Here is a 26,344-nt window from a genome sequence, read left to right as displayed (position 1 = left end):
TTCATCTTTTTAATAAAAATGTGTAGAATTTTTAAAGTAAAAAATATATTTAATAAATAACAAACAACGAAAGGAAAAATGAATAAAAAATTTAGTGAAAAAAGCTTCATTTTTTACGGTATAAACTTTATAGTTGGTTTTGGTTTCATAGCAACTATTCAAAGTGTTATAAAAACCGGAAACTATAGTTTACTAATTTTTGCCATTACTTCTTTAATTGCCGCTGGTATCATGCTAGCCTTTGCGAGAGGTACACAATATTTTGGTAATAAAATTGGTGGATCATATGTATACGCAAAAGAAGCTTTTCCAAAAAGTAAATGGTTTTGATTTTTAAATGGTTGAAATCAATTTATGCAAGCTCCTCTTTTTTCAGCGACAACACCATTATTTTTCTCAACTCTAGTCGGATTATTTGTTAATAATCAAGATTATAAAATACTATTGCAATTAGGTTCGTTGCTATTTTTTATAGCATTAACAATTGTTTCTGCATTTAGCTTAAACGTTTCTAAAAAAGTAGTTTTATGAAGTGCTATTGTTAAGTGAATAGTTTTTATACTAATTTTAGGTGTAATAGTATATTTAGTTGCTTCAAGTCCTGAAATACATCTTTTTAAAAAAGAAAATTCTACACTAGAAACAATTACTCCTTTTACAATCATAAGTTCAATTCTTAGCTTTATATACGCTTACGGCGGAATTGAAGGATTAGCCGGATTATCAACTAGTGTTAAAACTAAAAATTTCCAAAAAATATTATTATATCTTTTTGGATTTGTAATATTTATCTATCTAATATTTTTCTTATTATTTTCATTTATACCTACAATTAATTCATCTGGTCAAGATGATTATGTGGCTTTAATAATGAGAAATACATTAGGTTTAACAGGTATTATTTTATTTACAGTAGGTTTATTATTTAAACAAATAACTTCAACAATTTTCTCAATGGTTTACTATGCTAAAGCCGTTGTCCCACTTGCTTTAGATGGATTCTTACCAAGTTCACTAGCTAAAGTGGCAAAAAATGATCAACATAAAAATGCAATTAAATTTGTTACTGCAATAAGCATTTTTGCGATGATTTTACTTACAATAATTCCACAAGCACTTGGCATTTCTAATTCTTTTGGTGCTGTTTTAAATGCTGGTAATTTAGTTTTCTTTGTACTATATTTAATTGCTATTTTATCAATATTAGTTATTTCATTCAAGCGGAAAGAATTTAAAATACCAAATTGAGAAAAATTATTTTATATATTAACCATAATCCTTATTGGTATAGTCATTTTAGTAACGTTATTACCGCCTATATTAAATGAAAAATATGATCCTTCTCAATTGATAGTAATTTTAAGCTATATAGGATTTATGGTGTTAGGTTTTGTGATTTGAGCTTTATACAAAATTATTAAATCATTTAACCCATTAAACAGATACGCTAAAAATTATTCCAAAATATTTGAATCTAAAAAAACTACTTTAGAAGAATTGGAAAAAAATGGAATTAAAGAAATTGTTGAGAAACTCTTCATAAATTCATTTAAAACTCAAAATAAATTTATATTATTAACTAAACAAAGCGAATCGTTTAGAGATCTAATTATAAGAACTTTAGCACAAGTAATTAATTTTAACAATAAAGAAAATGAATTACCTACAAAAAATGTTTATAAACTTAATACTGAAAAACTTCTTTTCACAAAGGAATCTAAAATAACAAAAATTTTATATAAACTATTTTATAATAAAGCAAACTTAAATTCTGATTTAATAATTTTTATAGAAAATATTGATTTATTTGAAAATAACAAAATCATACCGCTATTACATAGAGTAAAAAATCAAACCAATATAAAAATTATTGCATCTTTAAGTGATGAAACTAAACTAAAGGATTATAACGATTTATTTATTGATTCTTCTATTGACGACTTAAGTACTGAACAAAAAATAATGATAACTTTATATGCAAAAAATAAAATTTTAGCAAAACAAGAATTGATAAACGATAATGACGTTGACCAATTGATTAAAAATTATATCGAACAAAACATGTATATAAGTGATGTTTTAAATAAAATAGATACTGCTGCCGCATACTTAAATTCACAAAATTCTCAATGAGAAAAAAACTTAAAAGAATTATATGAACAAAAAATAAAACTTGAATACGAAAAGTATGCTATTTTAAAAGATAAAAAGAACTCTAACGTTAAAGAAGTTGATTCTAAGATAGATCAAATTGAAACATTAATACTTGAAAAAACCGAACTTTTTGATAGTGAAAAACAAAAAATTAGAGATTTAATTAGTAATTACAATTTAATTTCAGAACACAAAGCAAAAGTTAAAGAATACGAAAAAGATAATAATATTCCAGCAGCATACAATTTAATTAATATAATAATCCCTGAAATCGAACAAAAAATTACTAATCTTTTAAACGATGTAGAAAACTTTAAAGAATATAAAGCGAAAATTACTAAAGATATCTTCCTAAAAGAATCTTCTATAATATAAAAAATCATAACTACTAAATTATGTAGTTATGATTTTTGTTATTTAATTTTGAAACTAGTTTTACAAACTAAATCTAAAGAATTTTTACCATATAATTGTTCAAAATCAATAACAGCTTCTTTAACTTTTTGGCTTGCTCCTAATGGAAATTGGAATTTTCATTCTTCGCTTTGTTTATTCATATAATTTATTAAATAATATCTAGCAATTATAGAAGCACAAGCAACTGATAAATGAACACTTTCGGCTTTAGTAACAAAAAATACTTGATTTTTTAATTCATATGTTTTTTTAAAATCCGAAATAAAATTAAATTTTTCTTTATATCTTAAAATAGAATCAAAAGTAGAATATCTATCTACAATAAAAATATCATTATCAAATTTATTTTCATTTAAAAACAAATTTGAATATTTTCCAATTGCATTAAAATGTATAAAATATTTTATTTCGTTAGCATTAAAACCTTTAGATGTTAGACTGTTATATCCTTTTTGTGTCAATGTATAAGTTTTATAATTTATTTTTTTTATTAATTCTTTTGCAATAAAATTAATTTTAGCAGTACTTAATTTCTTTGAGTCTTGAACACCGAGTTGGATAGCCCATTCTTTCAAATTATTTGGTAAATAAGCCACACAACCAATTATCGGTGTAAAATAATCTCCGACTCCCGTTTCATCAACGCCTATTACATTATATTCTTCTAAATTAATTTTACTCAAATCATTATAAAAAAACATTATTCGTCCTCTAAGTTTCTCTTCTTTTTCTTATCATTTGATTTAGCTATTTCGAGTTCTGGGTTATCTAAAAATTTATTGATATATCAACCAACTCCACCCTCTTTATTTGTTTTGTTTATTTTAACAGTCGCATATTGTCTAACATCTTTGCTAGCATTACCCATAGCAACTGAAACATTAGCTACTTTAAACATAGGAACATCATTGAAACCATCACCTAAAGCAATTGTATTCTCAACTGGAATATCATAATATCTCATAAGCATACTTAACGCTTTACCCTTATTAGCAGTAATGTTAGTCATATCGAATACAGGTGATAGCCCTTCCCCTTTGCTTCAATATGAAAATTCAGCAAGGTCTCCATATCTAGCCTTTAAATATGTTCTTAATTCTTCAACATTTGTGTCTTTTTTAACATCAAATATAATACCTGTAGGCATTAATGGGATTTTATGAAAATCGAGACCAATTCTCAATTTTGATGATGAAGTAAATCCGAAAACTTTTTCTAAATCTGGATCTCTTTTTTGCAATTGAACTCAATCAGGTCCTTCTATAGCGATATTAGACACCTCTTTTTGAACTTTTTCGTCACCTAAAACATATAAAGCTTCATTTAAATTTAAATATTTAATATAAGGTATAAAACCATCTTCTTTGGGGTGGTGAATGTGAGCACCATTATAATTTGAAACTACTGTATCTAAACCTAAAGTATCATAAATAAATTTTGTACTTCTTCAAGGTCTACCTGTTAAAATACATACTTTATGACCTAAAGAAATGGCTCTTTTTATACCATTAATTGTTTGATCATGAACTTCACCAGTAGCACTAGAAAGTAGTGTTGTGCCATCTAAATCAATAGCAAATAAGTATTTATTATTCATATAACTCCTTTATATAAATTTGTTTATTAAATTATACAAGATTTTATTTTTTATACTATAATAATGTACTTTCAGAAAAAAATTCCACATTTTTTCATAAAAACATTATTTTAACTACAAAATATGGTTAAAATCAAAAACATATTAATAGTAGTTAAAAACGTAAAAAAATAATTTTTTTCATTATTTTAGTATCCAAATGATAAAAATTATTAATTTTCCATTATAATTATTAAAATATTCAAAATGAGGTGAGAGGTGCAATGAATAAATACAAAAGAATATTAATAAAACTATCAGGAGAAGGTTTCGCTAACAAAGAAAAACACCTTGCAATTGATAGTGAGTTAGTTAAAAAAATAGCTCTTCAATTAAAAGAAATTGTCGCAAAAGGAATACAAGTTTCTATAGTTATTGGTGGTGGTAACTTTTGAAGAGGTGCATCAGCGGAAAAAAATGGAATACCAAGAAATAGAGCAGATTATATAGGTATGTTAGCTACAGTTATGAACGGACTTGCTCTTAGAAGCGGCTTTGAACAAGTAGGTTTAAAATCAAGAGTTCAAAGTTCAATAAATATGGATCCTAAAATTGCTGAAACATATGTAAATGAAAAAACATTAAAATATTTAGAAGAAGGTGAAGTTGTTATATTTGTCGGGGGTACCGGAAGACCATTCTTCACAACAGATACCGCTTCAACACTTTATGCTTCCGAAATAAAAGCAGACGTAATATTAATGGGTAAAAACGGGACTGATGGAGTTTATGATTCAGACCCTAAAACTAATCCGAATGCAAAGAAATTTGATAAAATTACATATGATGAAATTTTAGAAAAGAAATTACAAGTTATGGATCTTACTGCCACAAGCATGGCGAGAGATAATAATATCAACTTAATAATATTTAACCTTTTAGAAGAAAATTCAATAATTAGAGTAATAGAAGGTGAAATCGAACACACAGAGGTAATAAAATAATGGATATAGAATTATATTTACTTGAATTAGAAGAAAAAAACGAAAAAGCAATACAACATTTTAAGTTTGAAATGTCAAAACTTTCAACAGGAAGAGCAAATCCACAAATAATAAAAGGGGTTAGAATAAATTACTATGATACACCTACTTCTCTTGAAGAATTAGCAAACATTAGTGTACCTGAACCACAACAATTATTAATTAAACCATACGATTTAACTTCAGTTAAAGAAATTACAAAGGCGTTAGAAAAGGCTAATTTAGGTATTTTACCTGTAGATGAAGGAAATCAAGTGAGACTTACATTCCCAGCACTAACAAGAGAACGTAGAATTGAAATGGTTAAAAACCTTAAAAAACTCACCGAAAATGCTAAAGTTGGAGTTAGAAACTCAAGACAAGACGTTAATAAATTAATAAAAGCTAACGATGAATTATCAGAAGATGTGGTAAAAAATTATTTAGATGTTATTCAAAAACATACTGACCAAAACATTGAAAAAATTAACGAACTTAGCAAAGAAAAAGAAAACGAATTAATGAACGGATAATAATGTGAAGGTGATGAAAATCACCTTTTATTATATAATTAAAATATGAATGATAATATAGCAGCAATAAGTTCTGGATCAAGAACAAATCAACCTATTTCTATAATTAGATTAAGTGGTCCAAACGCAGTAGAAATAGTTAAAAAAATTTTTAAAGGAAAAGTTGGTCAAGACCACCAAATAACTTACGGTGAAATTTACGATAATCAAACACTAATAGATGAAGTTTTAATAATGTGATTTATTGGTAAAAAAGATAAAAACGGAAAGATAATATACAACAATTACGTTGGAGAGCCTATTATTGAAATCAATTGTCACGGAGGAATTGTTGTAACTAATAAAATTCTTGAATTACTTTTAATACATGGAGCACGTTTAGCTGAACCCGGAGAATTTACAAGAAGAGCGTTTTTAAACGGTAAATTAGATTTAGTTAAAGCTGACGCAATACACGACTTAATAATGTCTAAAACTACAACACAAGCTCAAGCAAGTGTTTCAAAATTTAAGGGTAAAACGAGTGATTTATTGGATCAAATTAATAATAGAATTAGTTTATTGATTGGTACAGCAGAGGTTAATATTGATTACCCAGAATATGAAGATGTCGATAAAATAACTTCAAAATTATTTATTAAAACATTAACTGAATTATCTAATGAATTTAGCGAAATTATAAGGGTTTCGGAAAAAAGTAGATATATTTTTGAAGGTGTGAAGGTTGCAATTTTAGGTAAACCAAATGTTGGTAAAAGTAGCGTTTTAAATGCTCTACTTTCAGAAGATAAAGCGATTGTTACGGATATTGCCGGAACAACAAGAGATTTAGTGGAAGCAAGTTATCAAATTGACGGAATTTTATTTAAACTAATTGATACAGCAGGTATTAGAAAAACAAATGAAATAATTGAACAAATAGGAATCAAAAAGTCATTTGATCAAATTGAAAAAGCTGATTTAATTTTGCACATCTTAGATCCTTCGCAAAAAAATAATGAATTTGATATTGAAATTGAAAAAAAATCTAAAGAATTAAATAAATATTACCTTAAAGTCATGAATAAAGTAGATTTAATAGAGTCTAAAAATGACGAATACATCTATATTTCAGCATTAAAAAATGATATAGATAATCTTGAAAAAGCTTTAGTTGAAAACTTTAAAAATATCGATGTTTTAGACGAAAGAATATTTTCTAACACAAGACAATTATCTTTAATAAAAAAAGCGAAGAGACACATTGATGATGCCTTAGCTTTAGCAACAAATGAAGGATATACATTTGACACCTTGATTGTTGATTTATATGATGCTTGAGATTCTTTGGAAGAAATAAAAGGGAGAGCCAATCGAGAAGATTTATTAGATACTATGTTTTCTAACTTCTGCTTGGGAAAATAATGGGAAAAAGAAGAAATAAGTTTATAGACGCACATGCTCATGTTAATTATTCTTACTATACAGATTTTGCAATTCAACAAATTGTTGAAGCTACAGAATACAATAAAGTAGAATTTATTATAAATAATGGTGGACATTTTGAAGAAAATGATCAAGTAATCGAATTATCTAAAAAATACCCTCTTTTAAAAGCCTGTATTGGAATTCACCCCGAAAGTATTAAAGATACTGATTCCATCTTAGAATTCAAAGATAAAGTCATTGAAAATTTAGATAATATAGTTGGTATAGGAGAAATAGGGATTGATTATTACTACTCAGATGGCCCTAATAGAGATGATCAAATATATTGTTTTGAAGAACAAATAAAAATTGCAAATGAATATAATTTACCTGCAGTTATCCATATTAGAGATAAAGAAAATGAATTTCAAGCTTATCAAGATGTATATCAAATACTTCAAAAATATAAAAATTTAAAAATTATGTTACATACTTTTGCCGGAAATATCGAATGAGCACAAAAGTTTATGGAATTTAAAAATTTATACTTTTCTTTCAGTGGTGTTGTTACTTTTAATTCGAGCGAAAACACAAGACAGGTAGTTAAATTCATTCCTCTTGAAAGAATATTAACTGAAACTGATTCTCCATATTTAAGACCACATCCTTATACTGGAGAAAAGAATGAACCTAATACAGTTGTTTACACCAGCTACTATATTTCCGCACTAAAAGGAGTGGGATTAGATAAATTTGTTGATAAAATTAATAGAAATTTAAGAAGGCTATTTAATTTATAATGAAAAAAGAAGTTTATGCAAAAAAGAAGTTCGGTCAAAACTTCTTAAAAGATAATAATATTATTAATAAAATTTTAAAAGTAACCGAAATTAAAAATAACAATATAGTTGAAATCGGCCCTGGTCGTGGAGCCTTAACAAAAGAATTAGTTAAAGAATCTAAACATGTTATTGCTTTTGAAATAGATCAAGATATGGTTAACGTTATTCAAAATGAAATCAAAAGTCACAATTTAACTTTAGTGCACGAAGACTTCTTAAAAAGCGACTTATCTTCGATTGAAAAATCTAAAGTTATTGCAAATATTCCTTATTACATAACTACTGACATTTTGTTTAAAATTTTTGAACATAGAGACATTTTTTCTGAAGCTATATTAATGGTCCAAAAGGAAGTAGCAGAAAGAATAGTAGCAAAAGAAAATTCAAAAGAATACTCAAAACTTTCTTTAAGTAGTCAATTTTTAGCAAACACTAAAATAGAATTTATTGTACCTAAAAATGCTTTTTCACCTGCACCAAAGGTAGATTCAGCAATAATTTCGCTAAAATTTTATGACAATATAGATAATTCTACTTGAAATTTATATAAGGATTTTTTCAAACTTTGCTTCAACAATCGTAGAAAAAAATTAATCACAAGTTTAAAAACAGTTTACTCTAGCGAAAAAATTATAAATGCTTATAACAAATTAGGATATGATGAAAATTTAAGAATTCAGCAATTACCGTTAGAAAAAATTGTCGAATTATATAAATTACTAAATAATTAAAAAATCTTATGCTCTACACATAAGATTTTTTAATTCAAAATTTTTAGTCAAATTCTATTATTTCATTAGATTTTTCATATACATCAATTTTATTTTTAACGTCAATTTTATTTACAATTCAACCCGATAATTGATTCATTTTAATAAATTCATAAATTCTATTATTTCCATTAATTTCTTTTAAAGTTACAACAACTCCGAATTTAATTTTTGAACTTTTAGTCAACACTCTTTCTTTTTTTCTAATCTTAATTCCTCAGTTTTGATTTACAAAAGTTCGTTTGCTTTTCTTTTGTCTACCCTTTTGAGTTTTTATATTTTCAATTATAACTTTAACATTGTCTCATTTTCTGTAAAAATCGCGGGCACTCTCTTCGTAAGTATAATGATGATCATTATTTTGATTATTATCGTTTATTGTTAAGACGTTACCTTTTTTATCTTTAATTCTTCCAAAGTGTATATCTAATTCTGTATTTGTGTAATCAACACCTTGATTTTTTGAACTATTCGGAAAATAACACAACACAGCTTTGGATATAAATGGATGTTTACCTTTATCAATGGGTACAATAATATTATTTGCATATGATTCATACATATCTGCTATTTGATAAAAAATAAATTTAATTTCATCTTTAGGAGTATTGATTATTTTGTTAATATGTATAGGAACGACACCATACCCAACTTTAAAATTAGTTTTATTTTTTCAACCAACAGCAGAGTCAATTATCAAAGCTTTAGCCACTTCTCTAGAAAATTTCATTATATGTATTAAATATGCTATTTTTCTAGTTATTCAAGGAGCAGAAAATGAAGTGCCGGCTACAAGTTTTTCTCCTAAGTGAGTGCATGTTCTAATTGGTTGTTTATCAGTACCACCATAATAAGAAACATCAGGTTTTTGATAAAACGATAATACAGGGCCACTTCTAGCATAATCGGTAGGTTCATTATTAAAATTAACAGAATTTACTACTAAAGAATTAATAGAGTCGGCCGGAGAACCTATTTTATTTATATTTTTATTCAATTTATTTGTGCCAGCAATAATAAATATTATGTCATTTTCATATTGCAATTTATCTAAAAAAGCGGCTTCTGGTGAAATAAAATTATTATTTATTTCCAAATACGACCCTAAAGATAAATTTCAAACTTTAATATCTTTATTTGATAAAACAATTTCCTTTATGGATTTTAGAACAGAATAAGAGCTAAACTTGCTTGCTGTAGACACACCGAAATGTTTTACTCTAAACCTACCGCAACCATCTTCTAATTGAGGATTAAATGTTGGCCCATCAACAATTATTGAACTGACCGCGGTACCATGTATATAATCTTTGCTTTCTAATTCAATATTAGGGTCTAACATATTTTTGAATTCAACTCATTTATTAAAGTAAACATCTTCATGGAACATAGTATCAATTACACCAACTACCGGCTCATCTTTAGGATCAGGGATATTTATTGAACTATTGTTTTTAATATCATTTAAATAAAGTTTTATGTCTATTTTTGAAATGTCAGTAATTGACATCGAAATTAAAAACGGAGCCTTTTCTTTTAAAATATTATATTCATTAGTTTTTAATAAAAATGTTGTCTCATCAATTTTTCTTATATTAGTATAGCTAATATTTAGTTGATCAAAAATGTCACTAATTTTATTGCCTGTTTTGAAAATTGTTACAATTGAATCTTCTTTGATATCGTCAACTTCTTTCTCTACATTTATTTTATCAACCCAATAAGAATCGACAATTACGTTCACAAATGTACTCTGTCTTAGTTTTGTTCTACTAAATAAATCCTTAAAATGTCCTGAATTAATTTCTGATATCATCGAATAATTGATTTCTTCTCCGAAATTCTTTTCAAAGATTTTAATTACTTCATTTAACTTTTGAATAGAACTGTGCAAAACCTCTAATGTCATACAATACGTAATAATGTGCTTTGTTTTATTATCATTAAATTTTGCACCTACAATCAAATTGTTATTATCCCTAATACTATTTTTAAATAACCCTTTTACTCTATTACTTTTAGCTACTATTTTTATATAGTGAACACTAATTAATGGGTTAATTTTTAATTTTTCATTTTCTCAAAATTTAAGTGTTTTTATTAAATCATTATATATTTTTTTCAAGTTAGAAATATTTATAAACTCATCAATCGGTAAGTTTGATGGTCCCGGTTTAGTACTTGAAGGGCTCTTTTCAAATTCACCCTTTAACTCTAAAATTTCATTCATGTTATTCCTTTAATTCTCTAGATAGTTGACTTTTTGATATGCTTGTTAAAATTTCTATTTCTCTTAGTGTAAAGCCCAATGTTTGTAATTCTTTTATTTCAATTTTTCTTCCATTTTTCACGGTATTATATAATCTTTTTAAATAGTCAAATTCTTCATCTAATTTACTAAATGCTAAAGAAGTTCTAATTATATTTTTTAATTCACCCGGATATGGTATTGTCTCATATAAATTAATAATTTTTCTAAAAAGTCTTATATTTTTACCGACATTATCCATTTTCTTAATATAATCATTCAATATTATTTCTGATATATCAATTAAATCATCTCTACTATATCTGTCAAAATTAATTACTGAATCAAATCTTCTAATTAACGCCTTATCAAAATGTTTATATAAGTTTGTGGTTGCTATTAATATAACCTTATCATTTAATTGATCTAAACCATTTAAAACAGCTGTAGTTGCCCTCCCCATTTCTCTTAAATCATTCGAATCAACTCTTTCCATAGCTAAAGCATCTATTTCGTCGAATAAAATAACCACTTTATCAGGCATTCTTAAATTATTTATTTCGTCAAATAATTTTGAAATATTTTTACTAGTTTGTCCTAATTTGCTATCAATTATTGTGGAAAAATCTACAACAAATAGTTCTCTTCCTAAAATTCTTGCTATATGTTTCGATGTTTCGGTTTTACCTGTGCCGGGCGGCCCAACAAAAAGAAATTTATTAATACCAATATCTCTTGTAGTAGCATTAATGATCCCTATAACATCCTCTTTAATGATATCTGGTATAGGCAGTGATTTGCTACTTGTCTTTATTTTTTTAATAAAATTGTGATTATCTACTATCATTTGTGGAAAAAAAGTGTTTCCTTCTGATAATAAACCCATTATATATTCTGCAAGTGAATAGTCACCCATTCGATCAAATTCACTAGCAATTTCATATGCTTCATTTTTGAAAGCTATATCATTTTTTTCTGAAAAATATTTTATTAAATTTAGAATTCTTGCTTTTTTCATTTTTGCTCCTTCGCTATATTAAAAGTATATCACACTTGGGACAATTTAATAATATTTGGGACAAAAGTTATTTTTTATATCATAAAAGTTAATCAAAAATGTTTGAATTGTTTTATTGATAAATTGTTTTAACAGATCCTTTTTACTTATTTTACAACGCAAAAATCGACTCATAATTTATATAAAAAAATAACATTTTCATGTTACTTTTTTCTACATGGCTATAATGATTTTTTTATTTAGATAACATCTTTTTTCTTAAAATCAATAAAAATATTGTTCCTGAAGATATTATACCTAACGCAATTAAGGCAATTAAAAGAAATTTTTTGATATTATAATTTGAATTTCCCTTGTTTTGTTCTTTTTCTAGATTTTTTTTACTATTATTTGAATTATTGCTTTGACTTTTTTGATTAGTTTCTCTAATTTCTTCTATTTTTTGTTTATTTTCCTTTGGAGTTTCATTGTTTTTATTCGAAATTTGGTTATCATCCTCTTTATTTGAAATGTTTTTTTCTTCATTAGAAGTAATTTCATCTTTTTTTTCGTTTTTTTCTACCTTATTATCTGAATAATTTTCATTATCTAATTTAGTTTCACTGTGTTTGTCATTTTTAGGCAATATTTCATTTAATGTATAGTTATGGAATCTAAAATTTTCATTAACCACATTAAGCTCAGGTTTAACAATTTTACCTATTTCATTTAAAGCTTCTTGGATTTTTAATTTCAAATTAAAAAATGATACTTTAGGTCTTATTGCACTAAGTATTTTTTTATCTGATAATTCATAAATTCCGACAGTATCAAACAAAAAATTTCTTTCCTGTGGAGTTTCTTGGAATAGACTTCAAATTCTGTTTTGCTCATCTTGTGAAATATTGTAATAATCAAAAATAGAATTAAAAACTTGGGTTTTAAGATGATTTATTAAAGGCAAACTTAAATTATAGTAAATTAAAGAAGCGTTATCGTTTAGTTTATTATTAAAGTTTATTTTAGTAGGTCAATCATTTAAAAAATCATCATTCAAATTAAAGTTTAGCAATTCTAAAACATCTTCTAAATAGTAGTTTTTAACATAATTTATAACTTTATTATAAGGTACTGAATTTTCATCTAAAATGGATTCATTTTTAAAAACAATTGCTGGATTTATCATTCAAATTTCATTGAAAGAATAATCAATATTTTCGTGATATCTATAAAAGTCTCTTTTGAATAAATATCCATATTTATTTAAAAGTTCCTTGTAAGTATTTAAATCATTCAAGTTTAGTTTTGATATTAATGTTTTTATTTCTTCGTTATTTCTTAAATTTAAACTTTTATTGTCATGATTAAGTTCCGGATCCATATTTAAAAGATATAGTTTCGGCTCAATAGCATTTTTAAAATATATTCTTTCAGTTTCTTCTTGAGAATGTTCTGTATCATCTTCGCTAAATCAAGAATCACCATTAATAGAATCTACGTAAAAACCACTAAATATAGTTCTTGCTATATTTGATCAATAATGATAAGCGGTCTTGTTCTCTTGTTTTATAGTTCATTTAGATTTTGGTAAATCATCCATTAATTCGGTATAAGTAAAATTTTCTCTTGTTTCATCAATTCATTTATGACCTAAATCAACTAGAACGCTAGATATCATTAGATCTCAACTATCTATTTCAAAGCTATTATTATTGTTTATTTTTTCTTTGATTGAACGCTCTAGCTCTATAGAATTATAATTATTGTTACTTTGAGTAAAAAAGATATCAGAAATAATATTTTTATAAGTATTTTTTAATATTTCTATAACTTTATTTTTTACTTGTTCTTTCGTTGTGTTTTCAATAGAATCAATTTGAGAAATAAAGTTATTATTAGTAAAATACTTACTAAAAAGTTTTTTATATTCTTCTTTTATTTTATTAAATTCATCGTTAGTATAACTTGATTGACTAGATTGCGAAACGCTTGATGATGCCAAAGTAGGTAAATTTGCCAAGTTACCTAATTGAAATCATATTGAATATATTAACTTCATATCAACTCCTTTAAAGATATATTATATAAAAATAATCGCAAAGCGATTATTATTTATATGGTATTACATGAACGTGTGTGTGCATAACTTCTTGTCCAGCACTTTTTCCGGTGTTAATTACAATTTTAAATCCAGTAGCTTCATTATTTTTTATTTTTTCAGTAGCTAATTGACGAGCTATTTTCATTAAATAATTAACTTCTTCTTCACTTTGTTCAAGAAGATTTTCTTTTTCAATTTTAGGGATAACTAGAAAATGTCCTGGTTGTTTAGGATTAACATCTAAAATAGATATAACCTTATCATCTTCATAAATTATATTAGAGTTAATTTCTCTATTTATAATTTTTGTAAAAATACTAGCCAAGGAATTTTGATCCTTCTAATGATTTTTTTAATGTTTCATTTTCTGTTATTGTTAATTTATTCCCTAAGGCAACAAAAGCTTCAACGGCTTTATTGTAAAGCGATTCATCATTAACTGATAAAATTGTAGTTAAAATTAATAAATTAGGAGCAAAAATAGTGTTTTCCATTGTAAAGATTGTCATTTCTTTTTCTTTATCATCTGGATTAGTAACTTTTTTTGTTAAAGGCATAATTCTATTTAAATAAGATATATTTATTTTTCCATCATTATTTGTTATTTTGATAGACTCTTCTAAACTTTCGTCTTCATTTACCTTGACTAGTTTATTAGTTGAATAATTATAGAAACCACTCATAACAACATTATCTTCTGATAAAGCTGCTATAGAATTATCAAAGCTAAAAGGAGTTTTTTGGATACCAACATAACCACCTAATTTTGTTTCGAGGTTTTTATTATTTGAGAATAATAAATTAGATGATACAACATTATCTGTTGTATAGTTTTTTAATGCTATAGCATTGTAATCATTTATGTTTGAAATCGTTTTGTATTTTGTAGTAAATAAATCTTGTTCTTTGTCTGATTTAAATTGTCATAATTGAACATAATTTTTGTCAAGAATATAATCAATTAACAAAAAGTTATTTTGATCAAATCTATCTTTATTTCTTGTATATTTAGAGTTATCAATTTTTTCTAATTCTTCTTTTGATGAAATTGTTAAATATTTATTAACTAATAGTTGTTTATTAACCAATAATCTAACATCGGCTGATTTATTGTTATATAAAATTGTAAATTGGTCTAAAGTTGGTAATGATTTAAAACTATACGCTTTTTCTAACACTTTAAATTCTTCTTGGTTTAAAACACCTAATGAAAGTAAATTTGTAATTTGTTTTTCTAAATATTTAGAATCTTTTTGATTTTGATATTCTACGTATGTTTTATAAGTTTGGAAAGCAGCTTCTTTATACTCTTGATTTGAAATTAAATTAGCATTTTCATCAACTTGATAGTAATTTTTTAAAACATTTTCAATTCATAAGTTTTCTACTTCTGTTTTAACTTTTGCGTCTTTAAATAATTCGTCTTGTTGAGTTTTTTCAATCGAATCAGCTGTTCTACCACAAGAAATAGCAGCAACACTAATAGAAGCTAATGATACTGGCAAAATTACTTTTTTAAATCATTTTATCATTATTTATCCTCTCCTTGTTTTAACATTTTTCTTAATGCACTTTCGTATAAATCAAACGCACTTTCTTCGGAATAACTAAATGTTTTATTAGTTGTATCGTAATAAGCAACTTTCATTTTTGCGTCTTTATAACTTAAATTTAAGTTTGTTTCAGAATTATAAGTATCTTTTATTCATTTATCAATTTTGTCTAAATTATTTGTTATTTCAACACTAACTTTACCGTTAGAAATTGAGTAAGCAATATTTGAGTATTCTTCAAGAACTTGATCGTTATATTTTTCTTTTTTATCAGTTATAGAGGGATTATCAATATTTTTTAATGCTGCTTTAAGCGCATCATCTTGTAAAGCTTTAACAACTATTTGTTCTTCGCTAAGTTTTTTATTAATTTTATTAACTAAATCAAAATGAGTAGAAAAACCTTTTAATACATTAATCATGTCGTCTTTGAACATTTTAATATATTGATCTTTTTCTTGAACCATTGTTACTTTGAATAAATTAATTCCTGTCGCATTTAATAAAGCATAGTAACCATCTTTATCTTTAACTTTATAAACTGTAGAAACATAATTTTTATTATCAACATTTATATTAAAGTGGTTGTTGAATGTATCTTTTATTCACTTTTCAAATTGAGCATTATCCATTGAATTAATTAATCTAGAAATATAACTATTTAATAAAGTTGTTTTTTCGATAAATTCTTGTTCGTTATTTGTTTGAGATTCCATTGTTTTAAGTTCTTTTTGCAACTTATCTATTTCAGATTCTAAACTTGAATTTACTCCTGTAGGTAATTTGTAAATTTCATTTAAGTTTATTTCTGGAATTTTTTTATCTCCTTTTGAAAGTTCATCTTTAGCAATAATTCCTAAAGCTTGCTCTTGGTTTGAAGTGAATAAATCTTTAAAAGTAACTAATGCGCTTTTTAAAAGTGAGTCTGATTTTGTTAATGTTAAAGATTCAATATAACTTGAATATAATGTTTTATCATATTGAAATTCTTCGCTTGTTTGATTTTCTTTAATTAATGAGTATTCGCTTGCAGCTTTAAATTTCTTGAACAATTCTACGTTTTGTATAAATTCTCTAGATGTTATTGGATTACCATTATTTGTAGTTGTTTTAATTATTGAAGAATAACTTAAAAGGTTTATTAATTTCTCTTTTGATTTATCATCGAATTTAAATGGTTTTGTTAATTCAGGATCATGAGCACCAGGTAAAATTATAGACTCAACATTCATTAAAGAATTTGAACTAAAGTAAGTATTAATTAACTCAGTAGGATCTTTTAATTTATCAATAAATGAACGAGTTGTAAATGTAACCGCTTTATTAGCAACTGAAGAATCTGTATAATAATTTTCATTTTCTTTGTAAAATGAGAATACTTTATCACCTTTGTGGAATAAAAGTTTTTGAGGTAAAGTGTTTCCGAATTCATCGATATCATAAATATCTCTTTGAGCAACTCTATTAATGTAATTTAAATCATAAGTTTTAACTTCAATTGTAAAACGTCTTAACGCTTCATTTTCAATTTCTTTAAATACTAAATATTCAGTAGCTTCCTCTACTGTGTTGCTTTTTCCAAATTCATCTGATTGTAATTTTTCAAGAAATGCTTTTTCTCATGTTTGAAAAGGATATTTCTTTTGAATATTATTTCTTTCTTCATCAATCTTTGCTTTTTGTTCTTTTTCGATATCTTCGATTTTCTTTAATTTAATATCACTTCTAACTGTTTCGCCAGCAATCAATGAATTATTAAAAATATGTTCATATATTTGAGAAGCACGTTGCTCTTGTTTGTATCACTCTAGAATAATCTTTTTATATAAAGAACTCACTTTACTTTGGTTTGTTTTACTTGTATCTGTTAAAACATTAGTTAGTTCTTTAACATTGATTTTTGTTACAACACCATTACTATTTTTAAATTCAAAAACATTTACATCATCTTTAGTTGGTTGTTCATAATTTACTTTTGTACTATTTATAACTGCAGGTATTGTTATACCTAAAAAAGCACCAACTCCTAAAGTTGATAAAATAGCAATATTTATATAATTTCTTTTCTTTTTATTAGTAGTATTTTTATTTTGTTTTTTTTCATCGTATGAGTCATTAACTTCTGTTAAACGTTCAAAAAATGACTTTTGTCCTTTTGCCATAAAGCTCCTTTTTTATAAACTTTTAATTTTATATTAATTATAACAAAATAAACACTTTTTAATTAATTACAAAGCCTAAAAAATCTTTTTTTTACTTTTGTTAAGAGCGCTAAATAAAATCGCCATTTTTTGATGTATTAAAAAAATAAAATTATGCTTAAGTTTATTTTAACTTTTATGGAATTTAGTAATTTTTGGAATAATAAATGGACATTATTTCGAAACTCTATTTTTACATATTTAATTAATATTTAATACAAAAACTTTTATTATGAATTTATTAAAATAGTGTAATAAATCATTTGTAATAACGCACTAATTAATTTATATTTATTAAAATGGATTTAATAAAAATTAATTTAAAAGTTATTAAATAAAATCTAATAAAAACAGAACTTACTAAAAGAATAAGTTATGTTTTTAAACAAACATTTTATTTAGCAAAGTTGATTTAATATTTTCTAGTTTTTCTATCTTTCGTTGAAGTAGTGCAATTGATGAATCTAGATTGTTTAAAAACTTAGAAATATTTTCTCTTTCTTTGTATTCAGGTAAAAATATATATATTTTATTAATATCTTTTAATAATACATACCTAAATGTACCGATTGATGATACCGACATTATTTTTGATCATATTTTGCTTGATTTTAATAAGTAATAAATAAATTCCGGACTAAATTGTTTCTTTAAAACCATTCCAATTATGCCTTGTTTAGTTGTTACGGGTATTTTATTTATTGACACGTTACCAATAGTTGCTCCGTTAGTTAAAATAATATTATCTTTTGGAATTAATCAAGCAGAGGAATTATTAAGTCCTTTAAGTGTTATATAAGTTTCCACACTTTTAATATATTTATTCTTAGTATCTTCTATTTTTACGAAAGGTATATTACCATTTAAGTAATAATTCGGGTTCGATGTGGTGGGCGTTCCGCCTTCTCTTGCTAAATAATATAATTCTTCAATAGTTTGATGTACTCAAGGATTAGTAAACTCTTTAAATCTAATTTCAGGAAATTGCGCTTGACCGCTTACAAACATCTTATTAAGTAGAATTTCTTTAATATTTTTCATTTTTTCTAACTTACGCTGAAGTAGTGCGATTGATGAATCGATTTTATCTAAAAAAATAGATATTTTGTCTTGCTCTAATTCATCTTCTGGAAAATTGATAATCATTTTTGTTATCATTTCTATTCTAACTGAGTCAACTGTATTCTTTGCAGATTGTGAAAGAGCGCGCATCAAAAAATTACTAGAAAAGTATCAATAAAAGTATTTAGGATTAATGCTTTTAAAATTAAAAATCGCATAACATCTTTGATGTAAATCAAATTTACCGTTTATGTAGTGAAAAACACTACCAATTTTACCATCTCCAATCGTAATAACAGCTTCTGTATCAAAAATAAATTTATTACTTTTTTTAATTTCTTCAGATCTAACAAAAAACGGAAATAAACCATTAACATTAGCATCATCCGTATTGCTAGAACCTGTTTTGACATTAGCCAGTTTATCGATAGTTTGATGTACTCAAGCGTTAGTAAATTCCTTAAATCTAATTTGTGGCTTAAAATCGTTATTATTACTCATATTTTTCTCCGTATAATGATTTAAATTTATAATTATTTTACCATATTTAACTTTTGACGACACCATATAGGGTTACTTATAAAAAATATTTACATTTTTTATAAAAAGTAGTAGGTATTTTTTATATTTATTTTTAAAAAAATTTCTTAAAAATAAATATAAAAAATAAATATAACTTGATCACCCTTCAAAATCATTAAAATATCTCAAAATAAGAAAGTAAAAAAGACATTTAATTATAAAATTATCTTCTTTTTTCGTTTGTACTGATTAAAAGTCCGAATTTATATTAAAAAACACAAAGAAACAATAGTAAAAAAGACATTTTTTTAATAATTTAATTTACTAACGCTTGAGTACAGAAACTTTTAGGAGATATGGGCGATATAAACGGTTCTACTGTTGACAAAGTAATCAGAAACGAAGATATAAAATGTTTAATGTTAAATTATATGGATGTTTATAATAAAAAAGAAATCAAAAAGGAAAATCTGTCTTTTAACTCTGCGACTCCGTGACAAATATATACAAATAATATACTTGAAGGAGATGTTTTTATAACTCCTTCGTCAGAAACTAAATATGAGTTAGGTTTTGCAAAAACTTCAAATGTAGAAATTTTGAATGGAGTATATTCTTACCATTTAATAAGATTTAGACCTAAAAATATTAAAATAGAAAGATCATATTTGGACTACTTATTTGATACCCAAAAATACCGTACATATTTTAGTATTAATGGTCAAGGGGCTCAAAGATTTACATTATCATTATCATTTTTCAAAAATGCTATAATTTATCTTCCTTCATTAAAAGAACAAGAAAGAATAATTAAATTATTAAAAACATTAGACTCATCAATCGCACTACTTCAGCGTAAGTTAGAAAAAATGAAAATTATTAAAGAATTTCTACTTAATAAGATGTTTGTAAGCGGTCAAGCAGAATTTCCTGAAATTAGATTTAAGGGTTTTACTAATTCTTGAGTACAATCTCCTATTGAAACATTTGTTAGCAAGATTTTAAAAAGTAATATATTTATTAATGATTTTAAAAAAACAGGAAATTATCCTGTCTATAGTGCCACAGATATTTTTGGATTTATTAATGATAATCATTTAAAAGAAGATGCAATATTAATTTCTGTAGATGGTTCAATAGGAAATCTTAGAATAGTGAATAAAAATTCATGATTTATTTCTACAAACCAAGCTATTATACCTAATAAAAATATCAATATTATTTTTTTATTTAACATTTTAAAAAGAATAAATTTTAATAAAATAACGATAGGTACAACAATTAAACATTTATATTATTCAGAATATAAAAATATATTGATATGATCTCCTAAAATGAATGAACAAACTAAAATATCAAAAATATTCACCAATTTAGATTCATCAATAGCACTATTTCAACGAAAATTAGAAAAGCTAGAAAATATTAAGAAGACATTATTAAACAAAATGTTTATCTAAAACAGCATTAATTTTTATAAATTTGTTTTTATTTAGCTTTAGTAAGTAAAATAAGATTAATTTAATTTTATTTATTTATTAATTAATAATCATTCTTTAAATTTTTTATTTATAAACTTAGATTATCTAAAACTAAAGTGTCAAATATATAAAATCGTCCACCAAACTATATATTCGAAACACTATGCAGATTTTTATTTAGAAAATTAAGTCGACCACGTAACAATAAAAAATATAATATATTAATGTATATAATCTCTAATTGTCATAGTTTATAATTAAATGTTTCATATATTGTGAGCATAGTTTACAAAAAATATATTTTAAGACATAACAATGTTGTTATGTCTATTTTTTTATATAATTTTTATATGGAAAATATTGAAAAGAATAAAATATTAGTTAAATTCGATGAAATTGCTCATCAAAGAAATTTTGTATACTCTCTTTTTGGAAACTCACTTGAAAAAGCAATTAAAGACAAACAACTTTCAAACCCATATGAGATAGTTATAGATTTACAATCTTTTTTAAAATTAAAGACATATAATAGTGAACAAATTTCAATTAATAAAAAATTCAGTGCTGATAATCCGCTTCCAAGCTTTAATTATTTTGGTGAAAAAATTTACTTAAATCTTTTGTTAGCATCTAATTCAAGTGAATTAAACTATAAAGCAATTAATAAACTACTTAATTTAATTAACAAAAAATCTGATGGCGATCAGATTTATGATTTGATTAATTCTATTTATTCTTACGATCCAGATATTTGAATCTTACTTTATTTTGATTATGATGAATCTTTATTAAAAATAAAAAAAATTACTAATATCAATCCTAATTATTATTCTGTTCACATTACCAAATCTAAATTAAAATTACCATTTCACAAAGGATTTATTAATATAAAAAATGACTAAAACATTTGTAATAGTCATTTTTTAATATAATGAAAATTCTTGGTGAAAGAAAATAAAGTTTTCTGGTTTAATATAAAACTTGGCTGCGATACTAATGCTTTCATTGTCGTATCCTCACATTGTGATAACAACTAATTTATCTTCTCCAAACAGTTTTACATTTTCATATTTCAACTCATAAACAATATTTGTCAAACTACTTCTTTCAGCTAAAGTGTCAATAATAGGTTTATTTAAACTAATTGGTTCAAATTGATCAACGTTTTTTATAGATAAGAATATATCTGCTTCAGCAATGACTTTACCTTCAATTTCGTAAGTTGTACGAAATTGTCTGAATCCTTCAACAAAAATTATTCTTTTTTCATGAAATCAATCCGGTTCTGTTGGTTCTTCTATCTCAATACCTCTAACTCTGTCAGCACCCATTAAAAAACTAACGGGTTTAATTAAATTATAAAAATTCTCCGCTACAAAGTGACCTCTTTTGGATATTGTGTAAACAGCACCAAGCGCGTATAGTTTTTGATAAGCACCAACAACTACACTTCTAGAACATTTGAACATTTCCATTAATGCGTGCTCAGATGGCATAATTTTGTTTACAGGAACTTTTCTAGTTACTATTAAATCAATTAAATATTTTACTACCTCATTGGTTTTACTTAATATTTTTGGAGTTGCCTTAGAAACTAGTTCTTCATTAATTTTTTTTCTGTTTTTTGCGTTTACCATATCACAATTTTACCAAATTTAAAATAAAAAAATTCTTATTTTTTTATCAATTTAAATATTGCGTATCCACCTTGCTCCATCTCAAAGTTTCAACCATAATTTTTTGTCTTCTTTAATAAAACGGGTTTAAAATGATAATCTCTCGAAATTTTTATGAAGTTCAATTTTTCATTTTTATAATTACAAAACGCGAACAGTAAGAATTCTTTATCTTGTTCAGGAGCTTTTCTAACTGTAACACTAGAATAATCGTCAGTATCTATAAATGTATAAGGGTCTACAATTGTATCAGAATTTGTTTCTTTTAAGAATGGATATTCTTCACGTAATTTAGACATATATTGAATCAAACTATAAGGTGAATTCTCCACCTTAATAGCTTCTTCAATTACAGGCAATTGAGTTGCAGAAGTTAATAAAATATATTCTTCTAAGTTTTCGATTACAATCCCGTCATAGATAAAACAATTTTCTTGTGGATTTGATCATTTCATTGGTTCTCTTAATGATGGATCACCATAGTATCTTGTACCAAAATAATATAATTCATCACCTTGATAAATAATTGGATTTCCAGGTAATGCCATTAATTGGAATAAAGCAATTTTTAAATTATCTTTTTCTAATTCTGTTAGTTTTTTAGTCAATTGATGTGGTTTGTTTTTAGAAACTTCTTCTCTAAAAACATCTAATCATCTTTTAGTATCATGATTATCTATAAATGGCATTCATCTACTTATAGGTGAAGCTTCTTCATATTTTTTCACTAAATCTTTTAAATCTTTATACGGAATTCTAACATCTGTATTTTGTCTAAAATATTTGAATCCATCATAAACGGTGTTAAGACCTAATTCATTTCCGTCTTTTAAATATTGCAACCCTTTAAATGTATCGGTGAAAACTCATTCTCCGACCATAAATACATCATCACGTCCTGCTGGTTTTGTAATTTCATCACTTGCTTTTCTTAAAATAGAAAATATTTTAGCCTCATTAAAGTTGTTTTTAGTTTCTATTTCACTCGAAAAATATTCAGCTATTGCATCATATCTAAAACCATCAACTCCAACTGCAGTTCAAAATTTTTGTATTTCTACTAACTCGTCAATAACAACTTTGTTATCTAAGTTTAAATCAGGCATAGAATACGAAAATCTTGCTAAATAATGTTTATTGGTAGGTTTTTGATTAATCTTAGGAAAACTTTTTCTATAAAATTCTTTATCTAATTTAACGTCTGGGTCATTTATATCTAAATCCGGTTCAATTCTATAATATTTTTTATATAACTCGTCTCCTTCGATAGCTTTTTGGAATCAAGGGTGTTCAAAAGATGTATGGTTAAAAATTAAATCTAAATAAACTTTTATTCCTTTCTTATGTGCTGCACTTAAAAAATCAATAAATGCATCCATTCCACCTAATTGATCAGCAACATTACAATAATCTTTAACATTATATCCATGATAGCTTGATGACGGATGCAATGGGGATAATCAAATTTGGTCTACACCTAAATTCGATAAATAGTCTAGTTTATTTTTTAAACCAATAAAATCTCCTATACCATCATTATTACCATCTGCAAATGAATAAACTAAGACTTGATACATTATATTTGTATTCTTGTAATTTTGTAAAGGTTCCGCTTTTGGAGCGTTTTTTCATAAATCTTTATAAGTTTGATTAATGTTATCATTATATTTGGGGTCATCTCACTTAGCATATTCTTTTCTAAGTTGATTTTTTAAATATTTTTTATATATTAAATTGTAATATTTTTTTAATGCTTTATTTTTTAAATTCATAGTAATAGAATTATAATAAGTTATTAAAATTTAAAAGTATATTTATTTTTTTCTTGATAGGTGTAAACAAAAAACAACAGATCGATCTGTTGTTTTTTTAATATTATTTGTTATCTAATACATCTTGAATTTTATTTTTTAGGTCAGTTATTTTGTCACTTCTAGACATAGGTAATGTTGTTGTCTTTTTACCTAAAAACATCTTTAGTCTATTGTCTTTTCCATTAATTGAAGGCATTAGGATTTTATCTTTGGTTACAAAACCAAATTTCTTTTTAGCGCTAATTGTAAATACTAATGCTATAAATGACATAAACATTGAAGATCAAATTAGTTTATAACTAAGATCATAACTTAGTGTATTATTAACTTCACGAAGTTCATTATTAATTGTTATTACATTAATTTGATTTACACTTTCAGGTTGTAATGAAATAATCGCAAATGCACTAACAAATAAAACTGTTACTAAAAAGTATAAACTTTTAAAATACTCATCAGCATTACCTATATTTTTATAAAGTTTATATTGCATAATAAACAAAATAATAAGAATGATAACTGCAGAAAATACAAATAATGTATTTAAAAATAGAAATAACTCAGTTAATTGATAAGTAGGGGAAGCTTTTTTTCAGTTTAGAACTAATACATGGCCAGCATTAATTCAATTTTTTTCGATTTCAATTCTATCGAAAAAATTAATATACATTACTATTTGGAATATTAAAGAAATAAATACTAATAATGTAATTAAGAATAAAAGAATTTTTCTTTCTTTATAATTTTTAAAATGTTCTAAAAATTTCATGTTAATTAATTCTGTTTTCGGTTTCTTTATCAAATAAATGTATTCTTGGTATTATGAATTCAACATACACATGTGAGTATAATTCAAATTCTTCACTATTTGATGCGTTAACAATAAACTCTAAATCTTCATTAACTTTTACTGCGATAAGTTGATCTTTACCAATTAATTCAATATTTGTTATTTTTCCTAAAACTGAATTTGGAACTTGTTTATTATGTATTTTTAAATCTTCAGATCTGAAACCAACAACTATTTTTTGATTTTCTTTTACATGTTGTTTAGCTTCTTCATCTAAAGTAATTTCTAAACTGTTATTTACTTCTGTTAATTTACCACCTTTGTAAACTGCGTCAAAAGTATTCATTGTTGGAGAACCAATAAATTTTGCAACAAAAACGTTTGCAGGTCTAAAGTATAAATCTTTACCTTTACCGCTTTGTTGGATTTTTCCATCATTAAACACGACAATTTGGTCACCCATTGTCATAGCTTCTAACTGGTCGTGTGTAACATAAATACTTGTTGTGTTTAACATTCTATGGATATTAACAATTTCTCTACGCATGCTTTCTCTTAATTTAGCATCTAAGTTTGAAAGAGGTTCATCCATTAAGAAAACAAGTGGTTTTCTAGCGATAGCACGTCCTATCGCAACACGTTGTCTTTGACCTCCTGATAAATCACGAGGTTTTCTATATAGATATTCATCTATTTTTAAAATTTTAGCAACATCCTTAACACGACGGTCAATGATATCTTTTCTTTCTTTAGCTATTTTTAATCCAAATGAAATATTATTATAAACATTCATATGTGGGTATAAAGCGTATGATTGGAAAACCATAGCTATATTACGTTCATTTGGTAATAAGTTGTTGTATCTTTTATTATTAAATAATAAATCACCTTTAGTAATTGAGTTAAGACCAGCAATCATTCTTAAAAGCGTAGTTTTACCACAACCTGATGGTCCTAAAAAGATACAGAAGGTACCTGGTTTAATTTCAAGATTAATATTTTCTAATGTATATTTTTCGTTTCCTTCATATTTTTTAGAAATATTTACTAAATTAATGTGGGCACCGCTATTTGTGGAAGAAATTTCCCCAACTTCAGAAAGCATCGAATCTAAATCAATAGTTTCAAAACCTGTTTCTAAATCTGAAGTCAAATTTTGGTCTAAATTGTTTTTCATA

Annotated in this window: 21 protein-coding genes; 8 read left to right on the top strand and 13 right to left on the bottom strand. The window is 25.1% G+C overall.

All coding sequences use genetic code 4. The features are described from left to right. The first annotated feature begins 78 nt into the window (after positions 1-78). Positions 79-2,529 (top strand): APC family permease, encoded by a 2,451-nt coding sequence (locus JXZ93_RS04070; protein ID WP_205852430.1) that lies wholly within the window; start codon positions 79-81, stop codon positions 2,527-2,529. Positions 2,530-2,567: 38 nt separating this feature from the next. Here the strand turns inward: JXZ93_RS04070 and JXZ93_RS00540 are convergent, their stop codons facing one another. Together JXZ93_RS00540 and JXZ93_RS00535 are read right to left on the bottom strand one after the other, a co-directional pair. Beyond that, complete coding sequence (locus JXZ93_RS00540; protein WP_205852106.1) at positions 2,568-3,272, bottom strand: ribonuclease HIII; 705 nt, start codon at positions 3,270-3,272, stop codon at positions 2,568-2,570. After that, positions 3,272-4,168 (bottom strand): Cof-type HAD-IIB family hydrolase, encoded by an 897-nt coding sequence (locus JXZ93_RS00535; protein WP_205852107.1) that lies wholly within the window; start codon positions 4,166-4,168, stop codon positions 3,272-3,274. The genes JXZ93_RS00540 and JXZ93_RS00535 overlap by 1 nt, the downstream gene beginning before the upstream one ends. A gap of 263 nt (positions 4,169-4,431) precedes the next feature. Here JXZ93_RS00535 and pyrH point away from each other — a divergent pair, with 263 nt between their 5' ends. Genes pyrH through rsmA form a run of 5 tightly spaced genes read left to right on the top strand, consistent with a single transcriptional unit; the run spans position 4,432 to position 8,682 of the window. After that, positions 4,432-5,151 (top strand): UMP kinase, encoded by a 720-nt coding sequence (gene pyrH, locus JXZ93_RS00530; protein WP_205852108.1) that lies wholly within the window; start codon positions 4,432-4,434, stop codon positions 5,149-5,151. Continuing rightward, positions 5,151-5,702 (top strand): ribosome recycling factor, encoded by a 552-nt coding sequence (frr, locus tag JXZ93_RS00525; RefSeq protein ID WP_205852429.1) that lies wholly within the window; start codon positions 5,151-5,153, stop codon positions 5,700-5,702. The genes pyrH and frr overlap by 1 nt, the downstream gene beginning before the upstream one ends. A gap of 45 nt (positions 5,703-5,747) precedes the next feature. Continuing rightward, positions 5,748-7,106 carry a tRNA uridine-5-carboxymethylaminomethyl(34) synthesis GTPase MnmE gene (gene mnmE, locus JXZ93_RS00520; RefSeq protein ID WP_205852428.1) on the top strand — a complete coding sequence of 453 codons (1,359 nt, stop codon included), beginning with the start codon at positions 5,748-5,750 and terminating at the stop codon, positions 7,104-7,106. Then, positions 7,106-7,909 carry a TatD family hydrolase gene (locus JXZ93_RS00515; RefSeq protein ID WP_205852427.1) on the top strand — a complete coding sequence of 268 codons (804 nt, stop codon included), beginning with the start codon at positions 7,106-7,108 and terminating at the stop codon, positions 7,907-7,909. Before mnmE ends, JXZ93_RS00515 begins: the two co-directional genes overlap by 1 nt. Further along, positions 7,909-8,682: a 16S rRNA (adenine(1518)-N(6)/adenine(1519)-N(6))-dimethyltransferase RsmA gene (gene rsmA / locus JXZ93_RS00510; RefSeq protein WP_205852112.1), complete on the top strand. Its 774-nt coding sequence runs from the start codon at positions 7,909-7,911 to the stop codon at positions 8,680-8,682. Before JXZ93_RS00515 ends, rsmA begins: the two co-directional genes overlap by 1 nt. Before the next feature lie 43 nt (positions 8,683-8,725). On the opposite strand, the gene JXZ93_RS04065 is transcribed toward rsmA, so the two are convergent. The 7 genes from JXZ93_RS04065 to JXZ93_RS00475 all read right to left on the bottom strand — a co-directional run bounded on the left by JXZ93_RS04065 (position 8,726) and on the right by JXZ93_RS00475 (position 19,384). Beyond that, positions 8,726-10,951, bottom strand: coding sequence for a S8 family peptidase (locus tag JXZ93_RS04065; RefSeq protein WP_205852426.1), 2,226 nt, complete (start codon positions 10,949-10,951; stop codon positions 8,726-8,728). 1 nt (position 10,952) lies between these two features. After that, positions 10,953-11,987, bottom strand: a complete 1,035-nt coding sequence (locus JXZ93_RS00500) for an ATP-binding protein (RefSeq protein WP_205852425.1) — start codon at positions 11,985-11,987, stop codon at positions 10,953-10,955. A gap of 235 nt (positions 11,988-12,222) precedes the next feature. After that, positions 12,223-14,025 (bottom strand): hypothetical protein, encoded by a 1,803-nt coding sequence (locus tag JXZ93_RS00495; protein ID WP_205852424.1) that lies wholly within the window; start codon positions 14,023-14,025, stop codon positions 12,223-12,225. A 49-nt stretch (positions 14,026-14,074) separates the two neighbouring features. After that, a complete protein-coding gene (gene hinT, locus JXZ93_RS00490; RefSeq protein ID WP_205852423.1) occupies positions 14,075-14,392 on the bottom strand; it encodes a histidine triad protein HinT in 318 nt (105 codons plus the stop codon). After that, positions 14,385-15,599, bottom strand: coding sequence for a HinT-interacting membrane complex lipoprotein P60 (locus JXZ93_RS00485; RefSeq protein ID WP_205852117.1), 1,215 nt, complete (start codon positions 15,597-15,599; stop codon positions 14,385-14,387). The genes hinT and JXZ93_RS00485 overlap by 8 nt, the downstream gene beginning before the upstream one ends. Then, on the bottom strand, positions 15,599-17,782 hold the full coding sequence (locus tag JXZ93_RS00480) for a HinT-interacting membrane complex protein P80 (RefSeq protein WP_205852422.1): 2,184 nt from the start codon (positions 17,780-17,782) through the stop codon (positions 15,599-15,601). The genes JXZ93_RS00485 and JXZ93_RS00480 overlap by 1 nt, the downstream gene beginning before the upstream one ends. A 420-nt stretch (positions 17,783-18,202) precedes the next feature. Next, positions 18,203-19,384 carry a restriction endonuclease subunit S gene (locus JXZ93_RS00475; protein WP_205852421.1) on the bottom strand — a complete coding sequence of 394 codons (1,182 nt, stop codon included), beginning with the start codon at positions 19,382-19,384 and terminating at the stop codon, positions 18,203-18,205. Between the two features lie 377 nt (positions 19,385-19,761). Here JXZ93_RS00475 and JXZ93_RS00470 point away from each other — a divergent pair, with 377 nt between their 5' ends. Further along, complete coding sequence (locus JXZ93_RS00470; RefSeq protein ID WP_205852420.1) at positions 19,762-20,865, top strand: restriction endonuclease subunit S; 1,104 nt, start codon at positions 19,762-19,764, stop codon at positions 20,863-20,865. Between the two features lie 371 nt (positions 20,866-21,236). After that, positions 21,237-21,788 carry a hypothetical protein gene (locus JXZ93_RS00465; RefSeq protein ID WP_205852419.1) on the top strand — a complete coding sequence of 184 codons (552 nt, stop codon included), beginning with the start codon at positions 21,237-21,239 and terminating at the stop codon, positions 21,786-21,788. A gap of 21 nt (positions 21,789-21,809) precedes the next feature. Here the strand turns inward: JXZ93_RS00465 and JXZ93_RS00460 are convergent, their stop codons facing one another. The 4 genes from JXZ93_RS00460 to JXZ93_RS00445 form a co-directional block, all read right to left on the bottom strand. Then, positions 21,810-22,523, bottom strand: coding sequence for a winged helix-turn-helix domain-containing protein (locus JXZ93_RS00460; protein WP_205852122.1), 714 nt, complete (start codon positions 22,521-22,523; stop codon positions 21,810-21,812). A gap of 35 nt (positions 22,524-22,558) precedes the next feature. Beyond that, on the bottom strand, positions 22,559-24,334 hold the full coding sequence (locus JXZ93_RS04060) for an alpha-amylase family glycosyl hydrolase (protein WP_205852418.1): 1,776 nt from the start codon (positions 24,332-24,334) through the stop codon (positions 22,559-22,561). Positions 24,335-24,437: 103 nt separating this feature from the next. Continuing rightward, positions 24,438-25,145 carry a hypothetical protein gene (locus JXZ93_RS00450; protein ID WP_205852124.1) on the bottom strand — a complete coding sequence of 236 codons (708 nt, stop codon included), beginning with the start codon at positions 25,143-25,145 and terminating at the stop codon, positions 24,438-24,440. A 1-nt stretch (position 25,146) separates the two neighbouring features. Further along, positions 25,147-26,343, bottom strand: a complete 1,197-nt coding sequence (locus tag JXZ93_RS00445) for an ABC transporter ATP-binding protein (RefSeq protein ID WP_205852125.1) — start codon at positions 26,341-26,343, stop codon at positions 25,147-25,149. Position 26,344 lies beyond the last annotated feature (1 nt).

Source organism: Mycoplasma sp. CSL10166 (assembly GCF_017116885.1).
In the GTDB taxonomy this organism is placed as follows: domain Bacteria; phylum Bacillota_I; class Bacilli_A; order Mycoplasmatales; family Metamycoplasmataceae; genus Mycoplasmopsis.
The sequence above is the reverse complement of the archived record's forward strand: the minus strand, read 5'-3'. Positions and strand labels throughout refer to the sequence as shown.